This is a genomic window from Allobosea sp. LjRoot237 (genome assembly GCF_964253285.1).
Taxonomy (GTDB): domain Bacteria; phylum Pseudomonadota; class Alphaproteobacteria; order Rhizobiales; family Beijerinckiaceae; genus Allobosea.
Genome location: NZ_CAXUQP020000001.1, coordinates 2607472 through 2632831, shown reverse-complemented (window position 1 = coordinate 2632831; position 25360 = coordinate 2607472). Strand labels below are relative to the sequence as shown.

24 protein-coding genes are annotated in these 25360 nt (G+C 65.8%); 15 read left to right on the top strand and 9 right to left on the bottom strand.

Annotated features, from left to right (window positions below):
• From ACSQ24_RS12775 to ACSQ24_RS12765, 3 genes are read right to left on the bottom strand one after another with little or no spacing between them, the layout of a single operon-like run.
• Nucleotides 1-834, bottom strand: a complete 834-nt coding sequence (locus ACSQ24_RS12775) for an enoyl-CoA hydratase family protein (RefSeq protein WP_436095037.1) — start codon at nt 832-834, stop codon at nt 1-3.
• Nucleotides 831-1376 carry a MarR family winged helix-turn-helix transcriptional regulator gene (locus tag ACSQ24_RS12770; protein WP_436095036.1) on the bottom strand — a complete coding sequence of 182 codons (546 nt, stop codon included), beginning with the start codon at nt 1374-1376 and terminating at the stop codon, nt 831-833. The genes ACSQ24_RS12775 and ACSQ24_RS12770 overlap by 4 nt, the downstream gene beginning before the upstream one ends.
• A 2-nt stretch (nt 1377-1378) precedes the next feature.
• A complete protein-coding gene (locus tag ACSQ24_RS12765) occupies nt 1379-2140 on the bottom strand; it encodes an SDR family NAD(P)-dependent oxidoreductase (RefSeq protein ID WP_436095035.1) in 762 nt (253 codons plus the stop codon).
• A gap of 228 nt (nt 2141-2368) precedes the next feature.
• Here ACSQ24_RS12765 and ACSQ24_RS12760 point away from each other — a divergent pair, with 228 nt between their 5' ends.
• The 5 genes from ACSQ24_RS12760 to ACSQ24_RS12740 all read left to right on the top strand — a co-directional run bounded on the left by ACSQ24_RS12760 (nt 2369) and on the right by ACSQ24_RS12740 (nt 8768).
• Nucleotides 2369-4732, top strand: coding sequence for a bifunctional salicylyl-CoA 5-hydroxylase/oxidoreductase (locus ACSQ24_RS12760; RefSeq protein WP_436095034.1), 2364 nt, complete (start codon nt 2369-2371; stop codon nt 4730-4732).
• A 145-nt stretch (nt 4733-4877) separates the two neighbouring features.
• Entirely contained in the window at nt 4878-5828 is a 951-nt protein-coding gene (locus tag ACSQ24_RS12755; RefSeq protein ID WP_436095033.1) for a ring-cleaving dioxygenase, read from the top strand.
• A gap of 246 nt (nt 5829-6074) precedes the next feature.
• A complete protein-coding gene (locus ACSQ24_RS12750; protein ID WP_436095032.1) occupies nt 6075-7187 on the top strand; it encodes a tlde1 domain-containing protein in 1113 nt (370 codons plus the stop codon).
• 56 nt (nt 7188-7243) lie between these two features.
• Nucleotides 7244-7519, top strand: coding sequence for a hypothetical protein (locus tag ACSQ24_RS12745; protein WP_436095031.1), 276 nt, complete (start codon nt 7244-7246; stop codon nt 7517-7519).
• Between the two features lie 295 nt (nt 7520-7814).
• A complete protein-coding gene (locus ACSQ24_RS12740) occupies nt 7815-8768 on the top strand; it encodes an IS110 family transposase (RefSeq protein ID WP_436095030.1) in 954 nt (317 codons plus the stop codon).
• A 124-nt stretch (nt 8769-8892) separates the two neighbouring features.
• Here ACSQ24_RS12740 and ACSQ24_RS12735 read toward each other — a convergent pair whose 3' ends face one another.
• The gene (locus ACSQ24_RS12735; protein ID WP_436095029.1) at nt 8893-10962 is read right to left on the bottom strand and encodes a methyl-accepting chemotaxis protein; all 2070 of its coding nucleotides are present in this window, start codon (nt 10960-10962) and stop codon (nt 8893-8895) included.
• A 93-nt stretch (nt 10963-11055) separates the two neighbouring features.
• Nucleotides 11056-13710, bottom strand: a complete 2655-nt coding sequence (gene topA, locus ACSQ24_RS12730; protein WP_436095028.1) for a type I DNA topoisomerase — start codon at nt 13708-13710, stop codon at nt 11056-11058.
• A gap of 324 nt (nt 13711-14034) precedes the next feature.
• Here topA and panB point away from each other — a divergent pair, with 324 nt between their 5' ends.
• The 6 genes from panB to dprA all read left to right on the top strand — a co-directional run bounded on the left by panB (nt 14035) and on the right by dprA (nt 19279).
• Entirely contained in the window at nt 14035-14856 is an 822-nt protein-coding gene (gene panB / locus ACSQ24_RS12725) for a 3-methyl-2-oxobutanoate hydroxymethyltransferase (protein ID WP_436095027.1), read from the top strand.
• A gap of 64 nt (nt 14857-14920) precedes the next feature.
• Nucleotides 14921-15865 (top strand): aspartate carbamoyltransferase catalytic subunit, encoded by a 945-nt coding sequence (locus tag ACSQ24_RS12720; protein WP_436095026.1) that lies wholly within the window; start codon nt 14921-14923, stop codon nt 15863-15865.
• A 5-nt stretch (nt 15866-15870) separates the two neighbouring features.
• Nucleotides 15871-16113 (top strand): hypothetical protein, encoded by a 243-nt coding sequence (locus ACSQ24_RS12715; RefSeq protein WP_436095025.1) that lies wholly within the window; start codon nt 15871-15873, stop codon nt 16111-16113.
• Nucleotides 16106-17410, top strand: a complete 1305-nt coding sequence (gene pyrC, locus ACSQ24_RS12710) for a dihydroorotase (protein ID WP_436095024.1) — start codon at nt 16106-16108, stop codon at nt 17408-17410. Before ACSQ24_RS12715 ends, pyrC begins: the two co-directional genes overlap by 8 nt.
• A gap of 30 nt (nt 17411-17440) precedes the next feature.
• On the top strand, nt 17441-18064 hold the full coding sequence (gene plsY / locus ACSQ24_RS12705) for a glycerol-3-phosphate 1-O-acyltransferase PlsY (protein ID WP_436095023.1): 624 nt from the start codon (nt 17441-17443) through the stop codon (nt 18062-18064).
• Nucleotides 18065-19279, top strand: a complete 1215-nt coding sequence (dprA, locus tag ACSQ24_RS12700; RefSeq protein WP_436095022.1) for a DNA-processing protein DprA — start codon at nt 18065-18067, stop codon at nt 19277-19279.
• An 84-nt stretch (nt 19280-19363) separates the two neighbouring features.
• Here dprA and ACSQ24_RS12695 read toward each other — a convergent pair whose 3' ends face one another.
• Nucleotides 19364-19681 (bottom strand): hypothetical protein, encoded by a 318-nt coding sequence (locus ACSQ24_RS12695; protein WP_436095021.1) that lies wholly within the window; start codon nt 19679-19681, stop codon nt 19364-19366.
• Between the two features lie 241 nt (nt 19682-19922).
• On the opposite strand from ACSQ24_RS12695, the gene ACSQ24_RS12690 reads away from it, so the two are divergent.
• Nucleotides 19923-20327, top strand: coding sequence for a hypothetical protein (locus ACSQ24_RS12690; protein WP_436095020.1), 405 nt, complete (start codon nt 19923-19925; stop codon nt 20325-20327).
• A 163-nt stretch (nt 20328-20490) separates the two neighbouring features.
• Nucleotides 20491-20844 (top strand): DUF5320 domain-containing protein, encoded by a 354-nt coding sequence (locus tag ACSQ24_RS12685; protein WP_436095019.1) that lies wholly within the window; start codon nt 20491-20493, stop codon nt 20842-20844.
• On the opposite strand, the gene ruvX is transcribed toward ACSQ24_RS12685, so the two are convergent.
• The 3 genes from ruvX to ACSQ24_RS12670 form a co-directional block, all read right to left on the bottom strand.
• Nucleotides 20834-21343: a Holliday junction resolvase RuvX gene (ruvX, locus tag ACSQ24_RS12680; RefSeq protein WP_436095018.1), complete on the bottom strand. Its 510-nt coding sequence runs from the start codon at nt 21341-21343 to the stop codon at nt 20834-20836. The genes ACSQ24_RS12685 and ruvX overlap by 11 nt on opposite strands.
• A 212-nt stretch (nt 21344-21555) precedes the next feature.
• Nucleotides 21556-22560, bottom strand: coding sequence for a tripartite tricarboxylate transporter substrate-binding protein (locus tag ACSQ24_RS12675; RefSeq protein WP_436095017.1), 1005 nt, complete (start codon nt 22558-22560; stop codon nt 21556-21558).
• A 165-nt stretch (nt 22561-22725) separates the two neighbouring features.
• Nucleotides 22726-23484 carry a GntR family transcriptional regulator gene (locus ACSQ24_RS12670; RefSeq protein ID WP_436095016.1) on the bottom strand — a complete coding sequence of 253 codons (759 nt, stop codon included), beginning with the start codon at nt 23482-23484 and terminating at the stop codon, nt 22726-22728.
• A 102-nt stretch (nt 23485-23586) separates the two neighbouring features.
• Here ACSQ24_RS12670 and ACSQ24_RS12665 point away from each other — a divergent pair, with 102 nt between their 5' ends.
• Nucleotides 23587-23874, top strand: a complete 288-nt coding sequence (locus ACSQ24_RS12665) for a UxaA family hydrolase (RefSeq protein ID WP_436095015.1) — start codon at nt 23587-23589, stop codon at nt 23872-23874.
• A gap of 199 nt (nt 23875-24073) precedes the next feature.
• Nucleotides 24074-25225: a UxaA family hydrolase gene (locus ACSQ24_RS12660; protein WP_436097883.1), complete on the top strand. Its 1152-nt coding sequence runs from the start codon at nt 24074-24076 to the stop codon at nt 25223-25225.
• Nucleotides 25226-25360 lie beyond the last annotated feature (135 nt).

Here is a 25360-nt window from a genome sequence, read left to right as displayed (position 1 = left end):
TCAGTTGCCCTCGAAGATCGGCTTCCGCTTCTCGGCGAAGGCGTGATAGGCGCGGGAAAAATCCTCGGTCTGCATGCACAGCGCCTGCGCCACTGCTTCTGCCTCGATCGCGGACTCGACCGACATCGCCCATTCCATTTCGAGCATGCGCTTGGTCATGGCGTTGGCGAAGGTCGGCCCATCGGCGAGTTCGGCTGCGAGCGCCTGTGCCTCGGCGAGCACGCTCACGCGGGCGATCAGCCGGTTGAGGAAACCCCAGCGCTCGGCTTCCTCGCCCTTGAGCACCCGGCCGGTATAGAGCAGCTCGGCGGCGCGGCCCTGGCCAACGATGCGCGGTAGCATCGCGCAGGCGCCCATGTCGCAGCCGGCAAGGCCGACGCGGTTGAACAGGAAGGCGATCTTGGTCTCGGCCGTGCCGAACCTGAGATCCGAGGCCATGGCGACGATCGCGCCGGCGCCGGCGCAGATGCCGTCGATCGCGGCGATGACCGGCTGCGGGCAGGCGCGCATGGTCTTGACCAGCTCGCCGGTCATCCGGGTGAACTTCAGAAGGTCCTTGGTGTCCATCGCGACCAGCGGCCCGATGATCTCGAAGACATCGCCGCCCGACGAGAAATTGCCGCCGGCGCCGGTCACCACGATCGCCTTGACCTCTTCCTCCTTCTGCGCCGCCAGGAAGAAATCGGTCAGCTCGCGATAGCTCTCGAAGGTCAGCGGGTTCTTCTTCTCCGGCCGGTTCAGCGTCACGGTCGCGACCTTGCCGACGACCGAGAGCTGGAAATGCTGCGGCTGGAAGCCGGAGAGCGGCAGGGTGACGGGGTTGGCGCTGGTCATTCGTTGTCTCCCGCCGTAGCTGGCGTGCCACTCTGGCGCCTGCTGATGGCCTGGTGCAGCGAGGCCTTGGCCCCGCCGAGCAACCGGAAGAGCTGGCCGATCTCGGCGGATCCAAGCCCCGCGAAGAGCTCGGCGATCCAGTCCTCATGGCGCTCGGCCATCGCCTTGAAGGCGCGCCGGCCCTGGGCAGTCAGCGTCAGCACCTGGACGCGCCGGTCCTGCGCCGCCGGACGCTTGTCGACCAGCCCGTCGGCGAGCAGGCCGGCGACGACGGCGGTGACGTTGCCGTTCGAGACCATCAGGCGCTGCGAGACCTCGCCGACGGTCATGCCGGTCGTCGATTTCTCGAGCTGCGCCATCAGGTCGAAGCGCGGCAGCGTCGTCTTGAATTCCTCGCGCAGGCGGGTGCGGATCTCGCTCTCGATCAGGGTGGAGCAGGTCAGCATCCGCAGCCAGAGCCGAAGCTCGTCCTTGTGGTCACCCGGACGTTCGCTCGCCTTGGTCTCGCGGTCGAGCAGGGGGGCGCTGGACGGAATTTCCATCGTCAGAACTCCCCGCCATTGATCAGGACGGATTGGCCGGTGATGCCGCGGCTCTGAGGGCCGCAGAGATTGAGGACGGCGGCCGCGACTTCCTCCGGCGTGATCAGCCGGTGCTGCGGATTGTCCTTGGTCAGCTCCGCCAGCGCCTCGTCGCGGGTCTTGCCGGTCTTGGCGGCGATCGTCGTCAGGCTGCCGGCGACCATGTCGGTATCGGTATAGCCCGGGCAGACGGCGTTGACGGTGATGCCGGTCCGCGCCGTCTCCAGCGCCAGCGAGCGGACGAGGCCGACGACGGCATGCTTGGCTGCGACATAGGCCGAGACATAAGGATAGCCGCGATGCCCCGCGGTCGAGGCGATTGCGATCAGCCGGCCGGAGCGGCGCTCGGTCATGGCGGGCAAAGCAGGCCGGAAGCAGTTCACCGTGCCGATCAGATTGATCTCGACCATGCGCCGGAACAGCTCGGCATCGCTGCGCTGGAAGCTCGCGCTCTCGGCCGCGCCGGCATTGGCGACGACGATGTCGAAGGGCTGTCCAGCAGCGAGCCCGGCCATCGCCTCACGTACCGCCGCCTCATCGGTGACATCGACGGACTGGGCGGCATCTGCCGCGCCGGCGAGCACAGCCTGTTGCAGGATGTCGTCATTGCGGCCGATGATCGAGACACGGGCACCGGCATGGCGGAGCGCGGAGGCGATGGCGCGGCCGATGCCGCGTCCGCCACCGCTCACCAGGGCATGCTGTCCCGCCAGAGCCGATGCCATGCCGTTCACTCCCTCTTTGAGGTCAATATATTTTAGGTCTGAAACATTTTGCAAGAGGCGAGGCATGATCTGCAGGAAAATACGAAATAGTACGATACACCAGGATATTAGGCGACTGATAGGTGAATTTCGATAACCCGAACGGCTTCTCGTCGGCGGCTTTTAGTGGGAGGCTTGAGCCAAAATTATTTTAGGTTTAAAATGATTTTGCGAGCCAGGGAGAGCGTGATGCGCATTGCAGTCGTGGGCGGCGGGCCGGCGGGGCTCTATTATGCGCTGCTGATGAAGCGGGACTGGCCGGCGCTCGACGTCACCGTGTTCGAGCGCAACCGCGATGACGACACCTTCGGCTTCGGCGTCGTCTTCTCCGACCAGACGCTCGACCTGTTCAAGGCGGCCGACCAGCCGAGCTACGAGGCGATCGTCAAAAGCTTCGCCTATTGGGACGACATAGAAATCCATTTCAAAGGCACAGCGCAGCGCGTGCCCGGCAACGGCTTTTGCGGCTGCTCGCGTCGCACGCTGCTGATGCTGCTGCAGGAGCGGGCGCGCCAGGTCGGCGTCAGGCTCGTCTTCTCGCAGGAGATCGAGGATGTCGAAGCGCTGAAACGCGACTACGATCTCGTCGTCGCTGCCGACGGTATCAACAGCCGTATCCGCGAGGGCGATCGCGAGCGTTTCGCACCTGAGGTCGACCTCAGGCCGAACCGCTTCGTCTGGATGGGTTCGACCCGGCCCTTCGACGCCTTCACCTTCTTCTTCAAGCAGACCGAGCACGGCGTCTTCATCGCCCATTGCTACCAGTACGAGGTCGGGCAATCGACCTGGGTGCTGGAGACCGACCCCGAGACCTTCGCCCGCGCCGGGCTTGAGGGCATGGACGAAGCCGGCACGGCCGCCTTTCTCGAACAGGTCTTCGCCGAGGAGCTGCAGGGCCACCGGCTGATCACCAATCGCTCGCTCTGGCGGCAATTCCCGATGATCCGCTGCCGCAACTGGGTGGTCGACAATATCGTGCTGATCGGCGACGCCAAGGCGACCGCGCATTTCTCGATCGGTTCGGGCACCAAGCTCGCCATGGAGGATGCGATCGCGCTGCATGGCGCCTTCCGGCGGGCTGGGCTCGACGTCAAGGCGGCGCTCTCGACCTTCGAGACCGGACGACGCGAGGAGGTCGAGAAGACCCAGCATGCCGCCGACGTCTCGCTGGTCTGGTTCGAGCAGCTCAAGCGCTTCTGGGATTTCGAGCCGCTGCGCTTCGCCTTCGGCCTGATGACCCGCTCCAAGGCGATCACCTACGACAACCTCGCTTTGCGCGCGCCCGAATTCGTCGCCGCGATCGACAAGCTGGTCGCCAACGATCTCGGCCCGGACCAGGCGTCGCGCCGCGACGGCACGCCGGTACCGCCGGCCTTCCAGCCCTTCTCCTTGCGCGAGATGCGGGTCGCGAACCGCTTCGTCGTCTCGCCCATGTGCCAGTATTCCGCGCAGGAAGGCCTGCCGGGCGACTGGCACCTGATGCATTATGGCGCGCGCGCCATCGGCGGGGCAGGGCTCATCTTTACCGAGATGACCTGCGTCTCGGCCGATGCCCGCATCACGCCCGGCTGCACGGGTCTTTACAGCGACGAACAGGAAGCCGCCTGGACGCGCATCGTCGACTTCGTCCATGCCAACTCGGCGGCGAAGATCTGCCTGCAGCTCGGCCATGCCGGCCGCAAGGGCGCGAGCAAGCTGATGTGGGACGGGATGGACCGGCCGCTCGACGAGGGCGCCTGGCCGATCGTCTCGGCTTCGCCCCTGCCGTACTATCCCGAGAGTCAGGTCCCGCGCGAGTTGGCGCGGTCAGACATGGACCGGATCAAGGCTGATTTCGTGGCGGCGGCCAAGCGCGGCCTGCGCGCCGGCTTCGACATGCTCGAGCTGCACTGCGCCCATGGCTATCTGCTCGCGAGCTTCCTCTCGCCGCTGACCAACCGGCGCACGGACGCCTATGGCGGCTCGCTCGAGAACCGCCTGCGCTATCCGCTCGAAGTCTTTGCAGCGCTTCGTGAAACTTGGCCGACCGACAAGCCGATATCGGTGCGCATCTCGGCGACGGACTGGCAGGAGGGCGGCCTGAGCCCCGAGGACTCCGTGGCGATCTCGGAAGCGTTCGCTGAGGCCGGTTGCGACCTCGTCGACGTCTCGACCGGGCAGACCACGCCGCGGGCGCGGCCGCTCTATGGTCGCATGTTCCAGACCTCGTTCGCGGACCGCATCCGCAACGAGGCCGGCATCGCCACCATGTGCGTCGGCGCCATCACCTCGGCCGACCAGGCCAACACCATCGTTGCCGCCGGCCGCGCCGATCTCGTCGCGCTCGGCAGGCCGCATCTGGCTGACCCGTCCTTCGTGCTGCGGGCGGCGGCCTGGTATGGAGCCGATATCGCCCAGCCGGTGCAGTACCAGCCCGGCAAGGACCAGCTCATGCGCAATACGCCACGTGAGCGCGAGGAACTCGAGAGCCTTAAGCTCAAGGCCAAGCCGAGTCGGCACGGCGGCGCGCCGGCTGATGCGGTAATAACTCCGGCTGCGCGGGCGGCGGAGTAACAGGGCATCTGCTATATTATTGCAAAATTGCAATTTATGATTGGATGACAGCCGCCTTTATGGCGCTGACGCAACGACTATCTTCGTGGGCAACCGATCCTGCTGCGCCTCGCAATGTGAGGCGCACAACCAAGGGGCCCAAATCATGCAACTCACCGGCATCCACCATGTCACCGCCATCACCGCCCAGGCTGCGCAGAACCGGCGCTTCTATGTCGAGACGCTCGGCCTGCGTCTGGTCAAGAAGACGGTGAACCAGGACGATACCTCCGCCTATCACCTGTTCTATGCCGACGGCGCCGGCTCGCCCGGTTCCGACCTGACCTTCTTCGACTGGCCAGCTTCTCCGGCCCGGCGCGGCACCAATTCGATCACGCGCACTTCGCTCAGGGTCGCGAGCGAGGCTTCGCTCGACTTCTGGCGCGAGCGGCTGACGGCTGCCGGCGTCACGGTCTCCGATACGCGCCTGCTCAACGGCCGCGCCGCGTTCGATTTCGAGGATCCGGAGGGGCAGCGCCTGACGCTCGTCGTCGATGGCGGAACGATTCCGTTCGTTGCCTGGGAGAAGAGCCCGGTTCCGGCCAAGCATCAGATCCGTGGCCTCGGCCCGGTGACGATCTCGGTGCCGCAGATCGAGCGGACCGAGCTCGTTCTGACCAAGCTGCTCGGGCTGGAGCGGATCGCGGATTATCGCGACGCGGCCCATGCCACCGGCGACATCCATGTCTTCCGGATCGGCGAGGGCGGCCCGGCGGCGGAGCTCAACGTTGCAGTCGAGCCCAACCTTTCTCCGGCGCGTGAAGGCGCCGGCGGCGTCCACCATCTCGCGCTCAGGACACCGAGCTTCGGCGAGTACGATGCCTGGGCCGAGCGCCTGCGCGCCTCGGGCTATCCGAACAGCGGACCGGTCGATCGCTTCTATTTCCGCTCGCTCTATCTGCGCGAGCCGAATGGTGTGCTGATCGAGATCGCCAGCGACGGGCCGGGCTTTGCCGCTGACGAGCCCTTCGAGACGATGGGCGAGGGGCTCTCTCTGCCGCCCTTCCTCGAGCCGAAGCGGGCGGCGATCGAAGCCGGGTTGAAGCCTCTGGCTTGAGCTCTTCCGAGGGTATCAAGACGTGCTGCGGCCGGGTGGCCGCAGCACGTTCGGCTTTGCGTAAAACTGTTTCGATTCATCGGGAATTAACCAGCTTCGCGCTCAATGCGAGGACGAGGTTGGGGCTTCCCGAGACTGACGAACAGGCCGGTACGGTCTGCCCAGCGCGCGATGAGGCGTAGCGGCAAGACACGGGCGGCGGCGCGCCAGAGCGGGATGTCTGCAAGGTGTCCCGAGGCGTTGCGTATGCGTAGCTCGAACAAATTCGCCGGCTATTCCTATAGCCTGAAGCGCCGGCGCCGCAGCCCCTTCATTCGTCTTGGCGTGCTCGTGGCTGTCGCCGGTGGTGTGATGGCAGGTGTGTCGGCCTGGTCAGGCAGGCAGCCTGAGCCTGTGGTTGCCGCAAGCCCGGCGGCTAAGAAGCATGCTCCGACGCATGCAGCGCCGCTGGCGCGCACGTCGACGCCGCTGCTCCGCCCTGGCTATGTCGTCGGTTATGTCGCGCAGTCGCTTGCCGACAGCACGCCGTTGCCCGGTCGCTTCCAGTCGGCAATGGTCGCCCGGCCGGTGGTCGTGGCCGATCCTGAAACGACCGGCTCGATCACCCCCTCCGAGCTCGCCAATCCGAGCCTGGCGACGACCACGGTCGCGGTGCAGCCCACGGCCGAGTCGCCGCAGATTGCCCTGATCGCTCCGCGCCCGGTCCCGCGTCCAGCGGATCTGAAGGGCCCGACACCGCCGGAGCCGCGCGTCGTAGCGCGTGCGACGTCCCGCCAGAGCAAGGACGTCGTCGCCAAGGCCGAGCCGGTCGACAACCGCTCCTTCTTCGAAAAGCTCTTCGGCGCGAATGCACCGCAGACCTCCGGCGAGCGTCTCGCTTATGCCGCACCGCAGGACGACATCACCCAGCGCGGTCGCGGCAGTGGCCTCACCGTCGCTCCGATGCAGGCACCGCTGGCATCGACGCCGGTCCCCGGCGGCAAGACGGCGATCTACGACATCAGCGCACGCACGGTCTATCTGCCCAATGGCGAGCGGCTGGAGGCCAATTCCGGCCTCGGCGACAAGATGAACGATCTGCGCTTCGTTCATGTCCGCATGCACGGGCCGACGCCGCCCCATGTCTACAATCTGACCGAGCGCGAATCCCTGTTCCACGGCGTGCGCGCGATCCGCATGCATCCGGTCGGCGGCAGCGGCAAGATCTTCGGCCGTGCCGGCTTGCTGGTGCACAACTACCTGCTCGGGCCGCGTGGCGACTCGAATGGCTGCGTCTCGGTCAAGGATTATGAGCGCTTCCTGCAGGCCTTCCTGCGCGGCGAGATCAAGCAGCTCGTCGTGGTCGCCGGCCGGAGCTGAAAGCTCGCTCGCCCACCCACCTTGCGCGAGCAGCGTCACGCTGGTCTGATCGGCGAATGATGAGACTGGTCCATCTAGCGCCACGCCTGCTTGCACTCTCGGTGCTCGCACTTCCGCTCGCGATGACAGTCCCCGCGGTTGCCGAGGTCCGTTTCGGCAACAATGTCCGCATCGGCGGGCACGACGCCTCGAACCAGCGCTTCGACCGCCGGAACCGCGGCGTCTATCACATCTATGAAGGCCGGCCGCGCAATCCGGGCTGCAGCTGGCGCCCGGATGGCCGGGGCGGGCGCGTCAAAATCTGCCATCTGCAGCGCATCAGGCGGCGCTGATAGCTGCGGGCCAGCCCGAAGTTCGCCTCAGCAGGGAACCCGCGCGCTGCCGTACAAAGCAGAGCGGATTTCGCCTGACCAAAGCGCGCATCCGTCATTGCGAGGAGCGAAGCGACGAAGCAATCCTGTATGTTGAGGCTGGTTCCTTTGCTGAGGAGCTGGTCGGGGTTTGGCGCGTAAGCAATCCTGGTTGATCGCCGTCTTCTGGCTGGCGCATCCCCCGATCCTGTCGTCGTTGCCGAACAGTCGCTGGGGAGGCGCCTTGCGGTGCGATCCCGGATACAGGAGAGGTGCCATGGCGGGCTTGGCTTGTGCGGCCGGGATCGATGTCGGCCGCGATCATCTTGACTTTGCGATCGTGCCGCGGGGCGGCGGCGGGCGGGTGCGCAATGGGCCTGCAGGGATAGCGGCGCTGATCGGGCGGTTGCGCCGCGAGGGGGTGGTGCGGGTCGCGCTGGAGGCGATCGGGCCTTATGCGGAGGCCTTGCTCCAGGCTCTGTCGGCGGCAGGCATCGCGGTTGGCGCGGTCGATCCGCGTCGGATCAAGGCCTGGCGCATCGCCGAGGGTGGCCGGGCCAAGAACGATCGGCTGGACGCCGCCCTGATCGCGCGCTTTGCTCTGCTCATGCCCGATATCGTGCGCCCCGTCCCCGATCGCGAGAGCCGGGCGATCCGCGCCCTGTCGACGCGCCGGCGCCAGATCGTCGAGATGATCGGACAAGAGAAGACGCGGCTGAAACAGGCGCTCGAGCCCACCATCGCCGACAGCCACAGGGGCATGATCGCGCGGCTTTGCGAGGAGCGCGCGCGCATCGAGGCCGAGCTGCGGGCCAGGCTGTGCCATGATGAGCAGAACGAGCAACGCTTCGCCCTGCTGCAGAGCGCCCCCGGCGTCGGCCCGGCCGTCGCCATCACCTTGATGGCCGACCTGCCCGAGCTCGACCGCCTCGACCGGCGCGCCCTGGCCAGCCTGGCCGGCCTTGCCCCTCAGATCAGCCAGAGCGGCACCGCGCCAGCCAAAGCCCATATCGCCGGAGGGCGGCCCTGCCTGCGCAGCGCACTCTACCTCGCAGCGCTCAGCGCAGCCCGCCTCGACCACGGCTACAAACGCGACTACCTCGCCATGCGCCAGGCCGGAAAACCGGCCAAGGTCGCCCTCATCGCCATCGCCAGAAAACTCCTCGTCGCCCTCGCCGCCATGGCCAAACACAACAGGCCCTGGATACCAGATCCCAGCCAAGCTCCTTGACCAACAACACAGTCGCCAGGGGGCCGTAGAGCTCTGCCGCTCCTGGATTGCTTCGCTGCGCTCGCAATGACGAGGCGGCCCTGGCTCCCTTGGCCTTTTGCCGCGAATTCAGTGCTTGGTCCCCTCAGAACTCTTCCCACCCGGCGTCACCGCCGCGGGCGTTCGCGACCTTGCGGGCTGGAGCTGGAATGCGAGCGGGAGCTGCACGCTCGCGGCGCGGAATCGGCTGCTGCTGAGCAAAGGCCGCTTCCGCCAGTGTCCGGAGCCGCTCCGGCTCGGAGGCAGCAGGCTGGCGCGCTATCGCGCCAGCGCTCTCGCTGGTGCGGAAGGCCGAAACCAGGGTATTGAGCTCACCGATCTTGCCTGAGAGCGCGTTGGCGCTGGCGGCGCTCTGCTCGGCAAGCGCCGCGTTCGCCTGGGTCATCTCGTCCATATGCGCGACGGTCTGGCTCATCTCCTCGATGCCATTGGCCTGCTCGCTCGAGGCGGCCGCCACTTCCGAGACGGTTGCTTGGACGCTCCCAGCCGCCTCGACGATGCGAGTGAGCGCATCGCCGGCCTGGCGCACGAGCTTCACGCCAGCCTCGACCTCGCTGTTCGAGGAGGAGATCAGGCCCGAAATGTCCTTGGCCGCCTCGCTCGAACGCTGGGCGAGGGTACGCACTTCGCTCGCGACCACAGCGAAGCCCTTGCCGGCATCGCCAGCGCGGGCCGCCTCGACCGCTGCGTTGAGCGCCAAGAGATTGGTCTGGAACGCGATGTCGTCGATCACCCGGATGATGTCAGAGATCTTCTTCGAGGCCTGCTCGATCCGGGTCATGGCCGAGACCGCGTCGGTGACGATGTTGCCGCCGTCCTGGGCGACCTGCATGGCCTGGCCGGCCTGGCGCACCGCCTGCTGGGCGGCCTGCGCGGCGGCTTTCACCGATGCTGCGAGCTGCTCCGTCGTCGCGGCGCTCTCCTCGAGCGAAGAGGCCTGCTCTTCCGTGCGCTTCGAGAGGTCGTCCGCGCCTGTGTGGATTTCGCGCGCCGAAAGCCCGACATCGGCCGACATGGCCTGGATCGTGCCGACCGTCGAGGACAGGCGCGACATCGTCTCGTTGATCGCATCCTTCAGCTCGGCGAAGCGCCCGCGATAGGCGGTCGGCACCTGGTTGGTCAGATCGCCGGCGGCCAGGGCCTGCAGCACCGCGACGAATTCCGTCGTGGCATTATCGACGACCGCGTTGATCTCGTTGATCCCGGCGACCAGCTTCTGCATCTGCTCGTCGCCATGGTCGATCTGGAGCCGGGCCGAGAAATCGCCTGCCGCGGCAGCCGCGACGACCTCGCCGACATCGGAGACCACCGAGGCCATCGCGTCCGCCGAGCGAATCCGCATTGCGGCAGCCGCACGCTCCTGTTCCTGCAGCAGCGCGACCTGCTCTGTGCTCTGGCGCAGCACGGAAACCGCCCGCGCCATCTCGCCGATCTCGTCGCGGCGCTTGGTGTGTGGCACGTCGATCTGCGTCTCGCCTGCCGTCAGGCGGCTCATCGTGCCGCCGAGATCGACGAGGGGACGGATGATGGAGCGACGGGAGAAGACGAGCGCGCCGAAAATGGCGCCGCCGAGCACCAGAACGAGCGCAACCGGAAGCCAGATCCGGACCTGTTCGGAAAAGGCGCTCGACTCCGCATCGACCTCGTTGGCGCGCGCCTCATTGGCACTGCTCAGCGATGTCAGCTCTTCCTGAAGCGTCGCGCGGTTCTTCTTGCTGGCGTCGCTATTGCCCCAGGCTTCGGCTGCGCGCGCCGAAATCTCGCGGACCATGCGGGTTGTCTCGAGCCGGATGCCGGTGAATTCGGAGATCAGACCGCTGATCTTCTCCATCCGCTCGCGCTCGCTGGCGGGCACGACCTTGGCGAGGTCCTTCCGGCGTTCCTCGACCTTGGTCAGGCCACCCTCGACCGTCGTCGCGGCGATGCCGGCGAAATGCGGGTTGCGGGCGGTGTAGACGAGATAGGAATCGGCGATGACGAGATTGACCGCGGCATTGAGCCGTTCGGCAGCCAGCGCGATATGATTCTGCTGCGATGAGCGCATGTTCATCGTGTCGATGCGGGTCATCGCCAGTAGCGCGCAGCCAAGTGCAACCAAGGCGCCAGCCGCGACAATCGCGATCAGCCCCAAAATCTGGGTCCTGATGGATTTCATGATGTCCCCCGCACGCCGCTATTTTGATCGCGGCGCCGCAAGGTAACCTGAGGCCTTGAATGCGGAGTTAACCGAGATTGGTTTCAGCCGGCTTCAGCTTTTGGCGGCACTGGCCTTCTTGGGCTTGGCACTCTTGGGCTTGACGCTCTTTGCCTTCGCCGACGCTTTGGAGGCCGCCGGCTTCTTGGCAGGTGCCTTCGTCTTGCCCTTGGCGCCGCCACCGGCGGCCGTCCTGGCATTGACGATCTCGATCGCCTGCTCGGCGGTGACGCTCTCCTGCGTCATCGTCTTCGGCAGGGTGGCGTTGACTTTGCCCCAGGCGACATAAGGCCCGTATTTGCCGGCCCTGACCTCCATCTTGCCGCCTTGCGGGTGCTCGCCGAGGTCGCGCCCCGGCGTCGCCGCGGCACTGCCGAAGCGGCGGCCGCCGGCGCCGCTCTCCTTGGCGACAATCAGGTCGATGGCCCGGTTGGCACCGATTTCGAGGATATCGTCGGCCTTGTCGATATTGGCGTAGGTCTTGCCGTGCTGGACGTAAGGCCCGTAGCGGCCGATGCCGGCAAGGATCGGCTCTCCGCTCGTCGGGTGCTTCGCGACCTCGCGCGGCAGCGAGAGCAAAGCGAGCGCCTTCTCCAGCGTCAATGAACCGACGGTATCTCCCTTGGGCAGACTCGAACGCTTCGGCTTCTCGCCCTCGCCAAGCTGGATATAGGGGCCGAAGCGGCCGTCGCGAACACTGACTTCCTGATCCGTGGTGGGGTCCTTGCCGAGGATGCGCACGCCGTTCTGGGTCTGGCCGCCTTCGGCCGAGCCGTCCCCCTCGGCGGCGGAGGCGCTGAGGGGGCGGGTGAAGCGGCATTCGGGATAGTTCGAGCAGCCGACGAAGGCGCCGAACTTGCCGAGCTTGAGCGAAAGCGTGCCGGTGCCGCAGACTTGGCAGCTGCGCGGATCGCCGCCATCGGCGCGCGGCGGAAAGACGTGCTCGCCGAGGATGCCGTTCAGCGCTTCCAGAACGTCGCCGACGCGCAGTTCCTTGGTCTCGCCGATCGACTTGGTGAACTCCTCCCAGAATTCGCGCAGCAGCACCTTCCAGTCGACATCGCCGCTGGAGACCAGGTCGAGCTTCTCCTCCAGGCTGGCGGTGAAGTCGAACTCGACATAGCGCTTGAAGAAGCTCTCGAGGAATGCCGTGACCAGCATGCCCTTGTCCTCGGGCACGAGACGCTTCTTCTCGATCCGGACATATTCGCGGTCGCGCAGCGTTGCCAGCGTCGCGGCATAGGTCGAGGGCCGGCCGATGCCGAGCTCTTCCATGCGCTTGACCAGGCTGGCTTCCGAGAAGCGCGGCGGCGGCTCGGTGAAATGCTGGTCGGCGGCGATGGCGCGCTTCTCCAGCGGATCGCCGGCCTTCATCGGGGGCAGCTTCTTTGAGTCCTCGTCCTCTTCGTCGTCGCGGCTCTCCTGATAGAGCGTCAGGAAGCCGTCGAAGAGCACGACTTGGCCGGTCGCGCGCAGTTCGAGGCTGCGAGCGCCGACCTTGGCGGCGATGTCGACCGTGGTTCGCTCCATCGAGGCCGATTCCATCTGGCTGGCGATGGTACGCTTCCAGATCAGCTCGTAGAGCTTGGCCTGCTCCGGCTCGAGATTGCGCGCGACCATGGCCGGCAAACGGCCGAGATCGGTCGGGCGGATCGCCTCGTGGGCCTCCTGAGCGTTCTTGGCCTTGACCGTGTATTTGCGTGGGGCGTCCGGCACGTAATTGTCGCCGAACTCCTTGCCGATGACCCGCCGGGCCGCCGTGATCGCCGAGCCGTCCATGTCGACGCCGTCGGTTCGCATATAGGTGATCAGGCCGACGGTCTCGCCGCCGATGTCGACACCTTCATAGAGGCGCTGCGCCACCTGCATGGTGCGGGCCGGCGCCATGCCGAGCTTGCGCGAGGCCTCCTGCTGCAGGGTCGAGGTCTGGAAGGGGGGCTGGGGGTGGCGCCTGACCGGCTTGGCCTCGACCTCGGCGACCGAGAATCGCGCGGTCTCCAGCGCCGCCTTGAAGGCCTGTGCCTCCTCGCCGGTACCGATGTCGAGCCGTGTGATCTTCTTACCGTCTGCGCCCGAGAGACGGGCATCGAAGGTCGCGCCGCTGGCTGTCGCGAGCGTCGCGATCAGCGACCAGTATTCGCGGGCCCGGAAGGCCTCGATCTCACGCTCGCGGTCGCTGACCAGCCTGAGCGCGACCGATTGCACCCGCCCGGCCGAGCGGGCGCCCGGAAGCTTGCGCCAGAGCACGGGCGACAGGGTGAAGCCGACGAGATAATCGAGGGCGCGGCGCGCCAGATAGGCGTCGACCAGCGCCTGATCGATCGGGCGCGGATTGGCCAGCGCCTTCTGCACCGCGTCCTTGGTCACGGCGTTGAAGGTGACGCGCTCGACCGGAATGCCCTTGAGCACGCGCTTCTGGTTGAGCGCCTCGAGCACATGCCAGGAGATCGCCTCGCCTTCGCGATCCGGGTCGGTCGCGAGGATGACCTTCTCGGCGTTCTTGGCGGCACGAGCGATCTCGGCGACCTGCTTGGCGCCGCGCCCCTCGGTTTCCCAGAGCATGGCGAAATCGTTCTCGGGATCGACCGAGCCGTCCTTGGCCGGCAGATCGCGGATATGCCCGAACGAGGCGATGACCTCGTAATCGGATCCGAGATACTTGTTGATCGTCTTGGCCTTGGCCGGCGACTCGACGATGAGGAGCTTCATGACGCTTTCGATCTCATAGGCAAGCGGCGGGGCGGCACGAAAGCCGGACCCGATCAGGTCAATATCCTGATCGGTGGATCCGTCTCTCGCTTTCAGAAGAGACCGTTTGACCGACCAGCTTGCGATGCAGGCGATCGGAACGGGCTCTAGCGTGCCAACCTCGCCGAACTTGGCGCGGGGCGCGTTGATAGCGGTTCGGGATTGCGCGCGAAAGTGGTTCACGCGGCCAGTCCTGTCAAACCCGATTCTACTTTTCGGAGCCGGGCGGTCAGGCTACGTCACCAGCCGTTGCCATTTTGGCGCTAAACGGCGGGAGAACTGAGCATGTCGTCGCAGAACCGGACAGCCCGGCTGACCTCGCTCGATATTCGCGGGCGCAAGGGCGGCGAGCCGCTTGTCGCCTTGACCGCTTATACCGCACCGATGGCAAGGATCGTCGACGAAGTCGCGGAGATCACATTGGTCGGCGACTCGCTCGGCATGGTCGTCTACGGGCTCGACAGCACCGTCCCGGTGACGCTGGAGATGATGAGCCTGCACGGCCAGGCCGTGACGCGCGCCACGACGCGCTCGCTGGTCGTGATCGACATGCCGTTCGGCAGCTATGAGGAAAGCCGGGAGCAGGCCTTCCGCAATGCCGCCCGGCTGCTCAAGGAGACCGGTGCTGGGGCGGTCAAGCTCGAAGGTGGTTCGAGGATGGCTGAGACGGTGCGCTTTCTGGTCGAGCGCGGCGTGCCGGTGATGGGCCATGTCGGCCTGACACCGCAGGCGGTCAACACGCTCGGCGGCTACAAGGCGCAAGGGCGCAGCAAGGCCGAGTGGCCGGCAATCATCGCAGATGCCGAAGAGATCGCCTCGGCGGGCGCCTTTTCCCTTGTAATCGAGGCCGTCGCCGAGCCGCTGGCAACAGAAATCACCAACCGGATCGCGATCCCGACGATCGGCATCGGCGCCTCCGCCGTTTGCGATGGCCAGATCCTCGTTCTCGACGACATGCTCGGCCTCACCGGCCGCGCGCCGAAATTCGTAAAAACTTATGGCTCGCTCGCCGACGATGTCCGGAAGGCGGTGACTGACTATGCCGAGGATGTCCGCAGCCGCCAGTTCCCAGGCGAGCAGCACGTCTATGCCTTGAAGGCGGAGTGACCCACAAAGAACCCACTTGCCGCCTTGCGCCGGCCACGACTCGCCCCTAAACAGCCGTCTTCAAATGACAGCGTCTGCACCGCTCTATCCGCACCGGCATCTCCTCGGGATCGAGGGGCTGTCCCATTTGGATATCGAGGCGCTACTTGAGCGCGCCGAAACCTATGTCGCGCTCTCGCGCCAGATCGAGAAGAAGACGGCGACGCTGCGCGGCCGTACCCAGATCAATCTGTTCTTCGAGCCCTCGACGCGGACGCAGGCCTCGTTCGAGCTGGCGGGCAAGCGCCTCGGCGCCGACGTGATGAACATGTCGGTCGGCTCCTCCTCGGTGAAGAAGGGCGAGACGCTGATCGACACCGCCGCAACGCTGAACGCGATGCGGCCCGACATCTTGGTGGTGCGCCATCATGCCGCCGGCGCGGTCAATCTGCTTGCCCGCAAGGTCGACTGCTCGGTCGTCAACGCTGGCGACGGAGCCCACGAGCACCCGACCCAGGCGCTGCTCGATGCGCTGACGATCCGCCGCAACAAGGGCCGCATCGCCGGGCTCACCGTCGCGATCTGCGGCGATATCGTGCATTCGCGCGTCGCTCGCTCCAATATCATCCTGCTCAACGCACTCGGCGCCAAGGTGCGTCTGATCGCACCCTCGACCCTTCTGCCGACGGGTGTCGAGCGCATGGGCGTCGAAGTCTTCCGCGACATGAAGAAGGGGCTGGAGGGGGTCGACATCGTCATGATGCTGCGCCTGCAGCTCGAACGGATGAACGGCGCCTTCGTCCCGTCACCGAAAGAATACTTCCGCTATTTCGGCCTCGACCGCGAGAAGCTTTCGCTGGCGGCGCCGGATGCGCTGGTGATGCATCCTGGCCCAATGAACCGCGGTGTCGAGATCTCCTCGGAAGTGGCCGACGGCGCCCAGTCGTTGATCCGCGAGCAGGTTGAGATGGGCGTCGCGGTTCGCATGGCGGTGCTCGACGCGCTCGCGCAGCACCTGCCCAATGGCTGAACGCGATGGAGACCTTCCTCGCCTGGCTTCTGCGACAGATGCGCCGGGCTCGGATCGTCTTCGTCGGCCTCTATTTCCTGGTCGTCGCCGGATTCATCTATGCCGAACCGCGCTCCGCCTGGACCTGGCTGATCGTTCTGCTCGGCGCGCTCCTCTGCGTCGGCATCTGGGGCCTGGTCGGCTTCTGGAGTTACGTTTTCACGCAGCGCCGCGAGCGCAAGAACGGGGTCGAGCGTAGCGATGGCTGAAAGCAGCGGGCTTGCGATCGTCGACGCGCGGCTGGTCGATCCGGCCTCCGGTCGTGAGGGCCCGGGCAGTATCCTGATCCGCGACGGCCTGATCGCTGATATCCACTGGGGCCGTGATCGCCCGGAGCTGCCAGCGGGCATCGAGGTGGAGGAGGCCGGAGGCCTCGTGCTCGCGCCGGGCCTCGTCGACCTGCGCGCCTTCCTCGGCGAGCCGGGCGCCGAATTCCGCGAGACGCTCGGAACGGGTTCGCAGGCTGCAGCAGCTGGTGGTGTCACCACGGTGATCTGCCGCCCGGATACCGATCCGCCGATCGACGATCCCTCCGTCATCGATTTCATCAAGCGCCGCGCTCGCGACAAGGCGATCGTCAACGTGCTGCCGGCGGCGGCATTGACCAAGCGATTGGCGGGCAAGGAGATCACCGAGTTCGGCCTGCTGCTCGAAGCCGGCGCGGTTGCCTTCAGCGACGGCGCCAACGGCGTGCGCAACCCGCAGGTGATGCGCCGCGCCATGATCTATGCCCGCGACTTCGACGCGCTGCTGATCAACCATGTCGAAGATCCCGACTTGCGCGGCGACGGCGTGATGAACGAGGGTGAGTTCGCCAGCCGCAAGGGCCTGCCGGGCATCCCGCACGAGGCCGAGACGGTGATGCTCGAGCGCGACCTACGTCTCGCTCGCGCCAGCGGTGCCCGCTACCACGCAGCGATGGTCTCCTGCTCGGATTCGCTCGAGCTGATCCGCCGAGCCAAGGAAGGTGGGCTTTCGGTCACCTGCGGCGTCTCGATCAACAATCTCTGCCTGAACGAGAACGATGTCGGCGAGTACCGCACCTTCTGCAAGGTCTCGCCGCCGCTGCGGCACGAGGACGAGCGGCTCGCCATGATCGCGGCGGTGGCCGAAGGCCTGATCGACGTGATCGTCTCCGACCACGACCCGCAGGATGTCGAGACCAAGCGCCAGCCCTTCGCCGAGGCGGCAAACGGGGCGCTCGGCATCGAGACGCTGTTGTCTGCGGCGCTGCGCCTCTATCACAACGAGCAGATCGGCCTACCGGCCCTCTTCGCCGCCTTGTCGAGCCGGCCGGCCGACCTGCTTGGGCTCGGCTGCGGTCGTCTGACAGCAGGGGCACCGGCGGACCTCGCGCTGATCGACATCGACGCGCCCTTCGTCGTCGACAAGCGCAAGCTCAAATCGCGCGCCAAGAACTCGCCCTTCGACGAGGCGCGGCTGCAGGGGCTGGTGCAGGCGACCTTGGTCGGCGGCCGGGTGGTGTATCGCGGCGAAGCTGCGTAAGCTCACACTAGGACGGGCAGGGGAGGTTGCATGGCTGAGACGTTCGGTTGGGCGTTTTCAGGCCCGGCGAGGCTCGCCGCGCTCGTCCTCGGCTATCTGCTTGGCTCGATCCCGTTCGGCATCATCCTGACGCGGCTCTCCGGTGGGCCCGATTTGCGCACGATCGGCTCCGGCAATATCGGCGCCACCAACGTGCTGCGCACCGGCAACAAGAAACTGGCGGCGCTGACACTGATCGGCGACATGTTGAAGGGCACCGCGGCGGTCCTGGTCGCAGGCTGGCTGCTCGGTGGCAAGAGTGCGGCGCTCGCAGCCGGTCTCGGCGCCTTCCTTGGCCATCTCTTCCCGGTCTGGCTGCGTTTCAAGGGTGGCAAGGGCGTCGCGACCTTCCTCGGCATCCTGATCGGGCTGAAGTGGTCGATCGCGCTGATCTTCGCCGCGGTCTGGCTCAGCATTGCCTATCTGACCAAATATTCCTCGCTCTCCGCGCTGATCGCGAGCCTGCTGACGCCGCTGCTGTTCTGGTTCTGGATCCGCGATGCCCAGGCGGCCGGACTGATGGCCATCCTCGCGCTGCTGCTCTGGTTCATGCACCGGGAAAACATCGCGAGACTGCTCTCAGGCCGCGAAGGCAAGATCGGGCAAAAGGGCTGAATGCCGATGGCCGGTTTCGTTCTCGATGACCGGCAACGCCTCGACTGGCTCCGACTGATCCGCAGCGAGAGCATCGGACCCCGCACCTTCCGCACCCTGGTCAACCGTTTCGGCGGTGCGGCCGGGGCGCTCGATGCCCTACCGGAACTCGGCCGCCAGGCCGGGCGTACGCTCAGGCTATGCACCACCGCCGAGGCGGAGCGGGAGTTCGAGGCACTGCGCAGGCGCGGTGCCCATCTGATCGCACTCGGCGAAGCGGCCTATCCGGTGCCGCTCCAGGCGATCGATTCGGCTCCGCCGCTGATCGCGATCGAGGGTGATCCGGCAGCGCTCAATCGCCCCTGCGTCGCACTGGTCGGTTCGCGCAACGCCTCGGCCGCCGGGCTGAAATTCACGGCGACGCTCGCGCGCGAGATGGGCGAGGCCGGCTTCGTCGTGGTCTCCGGCCTGGCTCGCGGCATCGACACTGCGGCCCATCAGGCGAGCCTTGAGAGCGGCACCATCGCCGTCCTGGCCGGCGGGCTCGACGAGATCTACCCGCCGCAGAACATTCCCCTCCTCGATCGCGTTCGCGAGCGTGGCGCGGCGCTGAGCGAGATGCCGCTTGGCTGGGCGCCGCGCGGGCGTGATTTTCCCCGCCGTAATCGCTTGGTCTCGGGTCTGGCGCTCGGAACGGTGGTGGTTGAGGCTGCACGCAAGTCAGGCTCGCTCATCACCGCCCGCTTCGCCAACGAGCAGGGCCGCCAGGTCTTCGCCGTGCCGGGCTCGCCGCTCGATCCGCGGGCCGAGGGCGGCAATCACCTGATCCGCGAAGGCGCGATCCTCTGCGCCGAGACCGCGCATATTGTCGATGCACTGACGCCGATGCTGAAGCGCGACGATCTCTTCGGACCGGAGCCCATTCTCGCTCGCGAGGAGGGTGGACCGGGGCGCCGGCAAGAGTCGCTTTGGGACGAACTGGAATTGCCGGAAGTGCTGCCGGCGCCAAAGGCCGAGCTCAACGGCGATGAGCTGGGGACGCGGCCGGCCGCGCAAGCCGGCGATATGCCACGCCACCGATTGCTCGATCTCATCGGTTTGACGCCGGTGGCGATGGACGATCTCGTTCGCGCGAGTGGACAGCCTGCACGCGAAGTCAGCCGAATTCTGCTCGAGCTGGAGCTGGAAGGCGTGGTGCAGCGCCACGTCGGCGGAGCGCTCTCGCGGCTGGCGTGAATGCGGCGGCCGGGGCTTCAACCGGCCGTTTCGCCCCAGCGGCTCTGCTCACGCTCGGCCTCCGCGACCTGCAAAGAGAGGCGGCTAAGTGGCCGCCTCGGGATTGCTGGCGTCGCCGAGCTGCAGCTGGCAGGTTCGGCGATTGATCGCAGCTTCCAGCCGGGTCATGTCGACGAAATAGGCGAGACTGCTGAGTTGCGCCGCCCTTGCCATCGCGCCGAGTTCGATGCTGATTTCCTCGATGTAAGCAGCAACTTCCAGTTGCATTCGTACAAGCGCGTCCGTGCTATGCGGTCCGGGCAAGGTCACGGCACGGCGGCCAAAACGGGCAGCTTGGGGTAAGCGACTGTCATCCGGATAGATTTTGTCCTCCTTGATTCGTCGGGGCGCTGCTTTTCTCATGTCGTCTGCCCTCGCGGTTGCATCAGCTTTTGGGAAACGAACCGGTCTTCGACTGAGCTATTCTTGCTACTCGCCTGCAGGTAATGCAATCACTGCGTGTATAAAATTGTTAAAAAGGAACCCTTTCTCCACCGGCGCGTTTCTCATCGGTCGCAATTTAGCCGCGATTGGTTCAGGCCCGGTTCAACCGTGGCGAGCTAGATCGGGCGTCAAGGCGGATATCCGCCGACAGGAGAATGCCATGTCAGATTTCGGAAAGAGCCGCTTCCTCGTGACGCTCGCCGTCGCCGGCAGCGTTCTGGTAGCAGGCCTGACCCCCGTTATGGCGGGTGAGACTCGCGCGGTCGGCTTCGACAAGAGCCGCCTCGATGCGGCGCAGGCCGATTACTCGCAGTATTATCGCCGTGGCTGGCGCGGCAGCAATCGCGGTGCCGCGATCGCAGCCGGCGTGGGTTTGGGCATCCTCGGCGCTGCGGCGATCGCCGCCAGCCGGCCAGCTTACGCCGAGCCGGTCTATGGCTACGATGACGGCTATGATTACGAGGAGCCGGTTTACGTCGCGCCGCGCCGCTACTATCGGCAGCGTTATTACGGCGGCTACTATCCCGACAATATCCGCGATCCGGCCGGCGGCAGCTACCGCTGATCTGTCCTTCACGGAAAAACAGCCTTAATCAATTCTGAACGCCTGCTGCCTAGGCTTTGAAGGGTCGCTTCCGTCGCTCGACGGCAGCGGCCCTTTTCACGGCGTACGGCAACGACTGGCCCCGATCCTGGGGCCATCGCCTTGTCGACCTTGGAGAAAGACGATGAAACCCTCGCTCAAGACGCTACTGTCCGGCTGCGGTGCGGTCGCCCTGGCGGCGTTCTGGTCCGGCACGGCGATGGCCCAGTATTATGATGACGGCTATGGCCGCCGTCAGGAGCGCCCCCGCTATGACCGCGGCTATGATCGCGGCGGCTACGACAGGGGCTATGATCGAGGCTCACGTGATCGTGGCTATGGACGCGATGACGGCCGCGGTCGGGGCTACGGGGCCGACAACGCGTATGGACGCGGCAATCCGGTCAACCGGATGAGCATCGAAGACCAGAAGCAGGCGCTCAAGAATCACCGCAACGCGCAGAAGAAGGCGATCAAGCGCGGCTACGTCATTCCGTAACCGAGTCGTCCTCCGGCTCGTTCCCGTCCGATTCGAGGCGGGCGAGCCGGTCGAGTGCGCCCTGCAGGATATAGGCGGCCGCCATCTTGTCGACGACAGCCGCCCGCCTTGCCCGCGAGGCATCGGCCGCGAGCAAGGTGCGGGTGACCGCAAGCGTCGACATCCGCTCATCCCAGAACACGATCGGCAGCGCCGTCAACGGCGCGAGATTGCGCACGAAGGCCCGTGTCGACTGCACCCGCGGTCCTTCGCTTCCATCCATATTGAGCGGCAGCCCGATCACCAGGCCGGCGATGGCGTGCCGCTCTGCCACTTTCAGCAGCGCCACCGCATCCTGCCTGAACTTGACGCGTTGGATCGTCTCCAGCGGCGTCGCGATCCGGCGTTCGACATCGGAGAGCGCGAGCCCGATCGTCTTGGTGCCGAGATCGAGCCCGAGCAGGCGGGCATGGTCGGGCAAGCCGAGGAACTGATCCAACGTGACGAGATTGGCGCTCATCTGTGGGCGGTAGCACGGGCCGCCCGCCTAGTGGAACGAATTTGACATTTTCCTCCGGCAGACATCCCGCTGGGAGCAAATGTCAAATTCATAAGTTCCACTTGAAAATCAAGAGGTTGCTAGTGGTCTTGTTGATTCCGACATTCGCTCCGTCGCTCTGTATAGAGGGATGCGAATGTCGGAATCAGACCACTAGGCGAGCGGCCCGTCCTTCAGTTGGCGGCCTGCGGCGTTAGGCCCGCTGCCTTCAATGCCGTTCCCCATTTGGTGACTTCGGCGGCGAAGCGCTTGCCGTGGGCATCGCGCGTCCATTCGGTAGCCGGAAAGGCGCTGGTGCCGACTGCCTTGAAGCGCTCCAGTATCGCAGGGTCCTTCAGCGCGGCCTGCAAGGCGCCATTGAGTTTGTCGAGCGCGGCGTCCGGCGTTCCTTTCGGGGCGTAGAGACCGTGCCAGATCGTCATGTCGATCTCGGTACCCACCTCCCGCGAGGTTGGAGTGTTCGGCAGCACGCCGAGCCGCTCCGGCGAGGTCACGGCATAGGCGCGGATCTTGTCGGATTGGATCTGCGGCACCGCCGTGGTCGACTGGTCGCAGAGCACGTCGACCTGGCCTCCGACGAGGTCGTTCATCGCCGGTCCAGTGCCGCGATAGGCGACCTGGGCGAGCTTGACGCTCAGCGCCTGCGAGATCAGCACGGCGCATAGATGCGCATTCGAGCCGACACCGGCATGGGCAACGGTGAGCTTCTCGGCCTGCTGCTTGGCGTAGGAGAAGAAGGCCTTGCCATCGACCGGGGGCAAGGCGAGCTTGCCGGCGATCACCATCGGCCCGGTGTTGACCAGCCCGACCGGAGCGAAGGCGGTCTGCGTCTCGTAGCCGAGATTGCTGTACAGCGCCGGTGCCGCGGCGAGCGCCAAATGGTGGATCAGCAGCGTGTATCCGTCCGGCGCCGCCGAAACCAGACGCTTGGCGCCGGCCGTCCCGCCGGCGCCGGCGATGTTCTCGACGATGACCTGTTGACCGAGCGTGCGGCCCATATGCTCGCCGAGCAGGCGGGCGATCACGTCACTGGGGCCGCCGGCGGCGAAGGGAACGATCAGCGTGATCGGTTTGCTCGGAAAGCTCTGGGCCAAAGCGGGCGCGCCGAACCCCAATAGGAACAACCCTGCAAGCGCGCCGCGGCGCGTCGCGAGGAAACTGCGGAAATGGGCGATCATTCGTATCCTCCGATGTGGCTGCCGCTCTGCGTCGGCTTGGTCGAAAACTCGGGCCATTTGGTCCTCGAGCCTTGGTCGCTCGATTTCGAGCGAAACTTTAGAAACATTCGGCAACACGCTGATCATGAACGATCAGTTGGGTTAGTTCTTGAGCGGCAAGGAGATTCACCGCAGGTCTGAGAGATAGTGGACCTCCTGGGTCAGACAGAGGCTGAGCCTGCGCTCGACAGGTGTGCCGTCGAGCGACAAAGCGACACGGTCGATCTGCAGCGCGGGCTCTCCTGGCGTCACGCCAAGGGCGGCCGCGTCGTCCGTCGCAAGCGTCACCGCTTTCAGCCGCTCGCGCGCATTGGCGATGGTGATGCCGTAGCGGCCCGCGTACAGGCTATAGAGATTGTTCGGGATCGGCCCATCCTCCAGGCCGGGGAAAAGCTGCTGCGGCAGGCTCAGCGTCTCGACGATCAGCGGCGCGCCGTCGAAGGAGCGCGCCCGCCGGATACGGGTGACCGCGGCATTCTCGGCAAGATCCAGGGCGGCACGTTCAGCCTCGTCGGCCGGGCCGGTCGTCACCGAGAGGACGACGCTGTCGGGAAAGCGCGGTTCGCCGCGATCGGGCGCCAGCTTGAAGAACTGGAACAGGATGCGGCGCTCGTCATGTTCGGCGACGAAGGTGCCGCGGCCCTGGCGCCGGACGACGAGGTTCTCGGCGGCGAGCTCGTCGAGTGCCTTGCGTACCGTCCCCTGGCTGACGCCGATCTCGTTGGCGAGCTGGCCTTCACTCGGTAGCACTGCGCCAGGCGCCCAGACCCCGTCCATGAGCCTGCGCACGAAGATTGCTTTGACCTGCCGGTAAAGCGGCCGGAAGCCCAGCGCCTCCGGCGTATCCGGCTCGCGCCGGGGCTCTGCGATTTCGAGCTTGTGCACACTCATATGTCTTATATAAGACTTGGGCGCAGCCACGTCGAGGCCCGATTTCGCAAACGGAGCCGCGACGTGCAGATCACGGAAACGGTCAGGGAGCCCACCATGAGCAAGCCGCATCTGCTGGTGCACGAGAAGAAGGACACGGTCGGTGTCGTCGTCGTCGAAGGCCTGAAGGCCGGGACCGACATGCTCGGCGTCGTCACCCACGACAATTCGGATTTCCGCCTGACCGCCAAGATGGACATCCCGATCGGCCACAAGGTCGCGCTCAAGGACATCAAGAAGGGCGACACGATCTGGAAATACGGTCAGGACATCGGCAAGGCCGTCGCCGACGTGAAGCAGGGCGAGCATCTCCACATCCACAACGCCAAGACCAAGCGCTGGTGAGCCCAGCTCTCCGCTGATCCCGATCTCCGGGCTCCCGTCAGGTCGAGCCCAAACCTTCAGGAAATCGCCAATGTCCATCGTCGCCAATTTCGATCTCGTCAAAGGCAAGCTCGCCCGGGTGAAGGGCCGCAAGATCGAGGCGCCCGAGTTCAAGACACCGTTCGTCAAGCGCCCGACCGGTCGCAGCCTCGATTCCTTCATGGGCTGGCGCCGCGAGAACGACCGCGTCGGCGTGCGCAACCATGTGCTGCTGCTGCCGCTCGACGATCTCTCCAACGCCGCCTGTGAGGCTGTCGCCAACAACATCAAGGGGACGCTGGCGATCCCGCACGCCTATGGCCGCCTGCAGTTCGGCGAGGATCTCGAGATCCATTTCCGCACCCTGATCGGCACCGGCTCGAACCCGAACGTCGCTGCCGTCATCGTCATCGGCATTGAGGACGGCTGGACCAAGCGCATCGTCGACGGCATCGCCAAGACCGGCAAGCCGGTGGTGGGATTCGGGATCGAGGGTCATGGCGACATCGCCACCATCGCCAAGGCCTCCTATGTCGCCAAGGAGTTCGTGCAATGGGCGACCGAGCTGCCGCGCACGAAATGCGGCATCGAAGAGCTCTGGGTCTCGACCAAATGCGGTGAATCGGACACCACCACCGGCCTCTCCTCCTGCCCGACGGTCGGCAACATGTACGACAAGTGGATCCCGCGCGGCGTCTACGGCGTCTTCGGCGAGACCTCCGAGATCACCGGTGCCGAGCATCTCTGCAAGGCGCGCGCCGCCACCCCCGAGGTCGGCGAGCGCTGGTACAAGATGTGGAAGGCCTATCAGGACGACGTGATCGAGGCCCACAAGACCGACGACCTCTCGGATTCGCAGCCGACCAAGGGCAATATCGCCGGCGGCCTGACCACGATCGAGGAGAAGGCGCTCGGGAACCTCGAGAAGATCGGCCGCGAGTGCAAGTTCATCGACATCCTCGAGCCGGCCGAGGCACCGCAGAAGGGGCCCGGCCTGTACTATATGGACACCTCCTCGGCGGCGGCCGAGTGCGTGACATTGATGGCTGCGGGCGGCTATGTCGTGCACACCTTCCCGACCGGGCAGGGCAACGTCATCGGCAACCCGATCGTTCCGGTGATCAAGATCACCGGCAATCCGAAGACGATGCGCACGATGCCCGAGCATATCGACGTCGACGTCTCCGGCATCCTGCGCCGCGATCTCACCATCCCGCAGGCCGGTGACGCGCTGATCGAGAACATCGTGCGCACGGCGAATGGCCGCCTGACGGCTGCAGAGGCGCTCGGCCATCGCGAGTTCTCGATGACCAAGCTATACCGCAGCGCCTAGAGTCGGATCCGCTCAGATTGACTCAATCTGAGCGGTGAATCCGTCTCTCACTTTGAGTAGAGACCGTTTTACCGATCAGCTTGCGGTGCAAGCTGATCGGAACGGGCTCTGAGCAACAGCTCTCCGGGCGCGACG

What these genes read in the sequence shown, in the direction of transcription:
- ACSQ24_RS12720 (WP_436095026.1), top strand. Translation starts at nt 14,921, where the DNA reads ATGACAGCGTCTGCACCGCTCTATCCGCACCGGCATCTCCTCGGGATC.
- ruvX (WP_436095018.1), bottom strand. Translation starts at nt 21,343, where the DNA reads ATGAGCGCCAATCTCGTCACGTTGGATCAGTTCCTCGGCTTGCCCGAC.
- ACSQ24_RS12760 (WP_436095034.1), top strand. Translation starts at nt 2,369, where the DNA reads ATGCGCATTGCAGTCGTGGGCGGCGGGCCGGCGGGGCTCTATTATGCG.
- pyrC (WP_436095024.1), top strand. Translation starts at nt 16,106, where the DNA reads ATGGCTGAAAGCAGCGGGCTTGCGATCGTCGACGCGCGGCTGGTCGAT.
- ACSQ24_RS12735 (WP_436095029.1), bottom strand. Translation starts at nt 10,962, where the DNA reads ATGAAATCCATCAGGACCCAGATTTTGGGGCTGATCGCGATTGTCGCG.
- plsY (WP_436095023.1), top strand. Translation starts at nt 17,441, where the DNA reads ATGGCTGAGACGTTCGGTTGGGCGTTTTCAGGCCCGGCGAGGCTCGCC.
- ACSQ24_RS12665 (WP_436095015.1), top strand. Translation starts at nt 23,587, where the DNA reads ATGAGCAAGCCGCATCTGCTGGTGCACGAGAAGAAGGACACGGTCGGT.
- ACSQ24_RS12685 (WP_436095019.1), top strand. Translation starts at nt 20,491, where the DNA reads ATGAAACCCTCGCTCAAGACGCTACTGTCCGGCTGCGGTGCGGTCGCC.
- ACSQ24_RS12690 (WP_436095020.1), top strand. Translation starts at nt 19,923, where the DNA reads ATGTCAGATTTCGGAAAGAGCCGCTTCCTCGTGACGCTCGCCGTCGCC.
- panB (WP_436095027.1), top strand. Translation starts at nt 14,035, where the DNA reads ATGTCGTCGCAGAACCGGACAGCCCGGCTGACCTCGCTCGATATTCGC.
- ACSQ24_RS12660 (WP_436097883.1), top strand. Translation starts at nt 24,074, where the DNA reads ATGGGCTGGCGCCGCGAGAACGACCGCGTCGGCGTGCGCAACCATGTG.
- ACSQ24_RS12695 (WP_436095021.1), bottom strand. Translation starts at nt 19,681, where the DNA reads ATGAGAAAAGCAGCGCCCCGACGAATCAAGGAGGACAAAATCTATCCG.
- ACSQ24_RS12675 (WP_436095017.1), bottom strand. Translation starts at nt 22,560, where the DNA reads ATGATCGCCCATTTCCGCAGTTTCCTCGCGACGCGCCGCGGCGCGCTT.
- ACSQ24_RS12765 (WP_436095035.1), bottom strand. Translation starts at nt 2,140, where the DNA reads ATGGCATCGGCTCTGGCGGGACAGCATGCCCTGGTGAGCGGTGGCGGA.
- ACSQ24_RS12745 (WP_436095031.1), top strand. Translation starts at nt 7,244, where the DNA reads ATGATGAGACTGGTCCATCTAGCGCCACGCCTGCTTGCACTCTCGGTG.
- ACSQ24_RS12740 (WP_436095030.1), top strand. Translation starts at nt 7,815, where the DNA reads ATGGCGGGCTTGGCTTGTGCGGCCGGGATCGATGTCGGCCGCGATCAT.
- ACSQ24_RS12775 (WP_436095037.1), bottom strand. Translation starts at nt 834, where the DNA reads ATGACCAGCGCCAACCCCGTCACCCTGCCGCTCTCCGGCTTCCAGCCG.
- ACSQ24_RS12750 (WP_436095032.1), top strand. Translation starts at nt 6,075, where the DNA reads ATGCGTAGCTCGAACAAATTCGCCGGCTATTCCTATAGCCTGAAGCGC.
- ACSQ24_RS12755 (WP_436095033.1), top strand. Translation starts at nt 4,878, where the DNA reads ATGCAACTCACCGGCATCCACCATGTCACCGCCATCACCGCCCAGGCT.
- dprA (WP_436095022.1), top strand. Translation starts at nt 18,065, where the DNA reads ATGCCGATGGCCGGTTTCGTTCTCGATGACCGGCAACGCCTCGACTGG.
- ACSQ24_RS12770 (WP_436095036.1), bottom strand. Translation starts at nt 1,376, where the DNA reads ATGGAAATTCCGTCCAGCGCCCCCCTGCTCGACCGCGAGACCAAGGCG.
- topA (WP_436095028.1), bottom strand. Translation starts at nt 13,710, where the DNA reads ATGAAGCTCCTCATCGTCGAGTCGCCGGCCAAGGCCAAGACGATCAAC.
- ACSQ24_RS12715 (WP_436095025.1), top strand. Translation starts at nt 15,871, where the DNA reads ATGGAGACCTTCCTCGCCTGGCTTCTGCGACAGATGCGCCGGGCTCGG.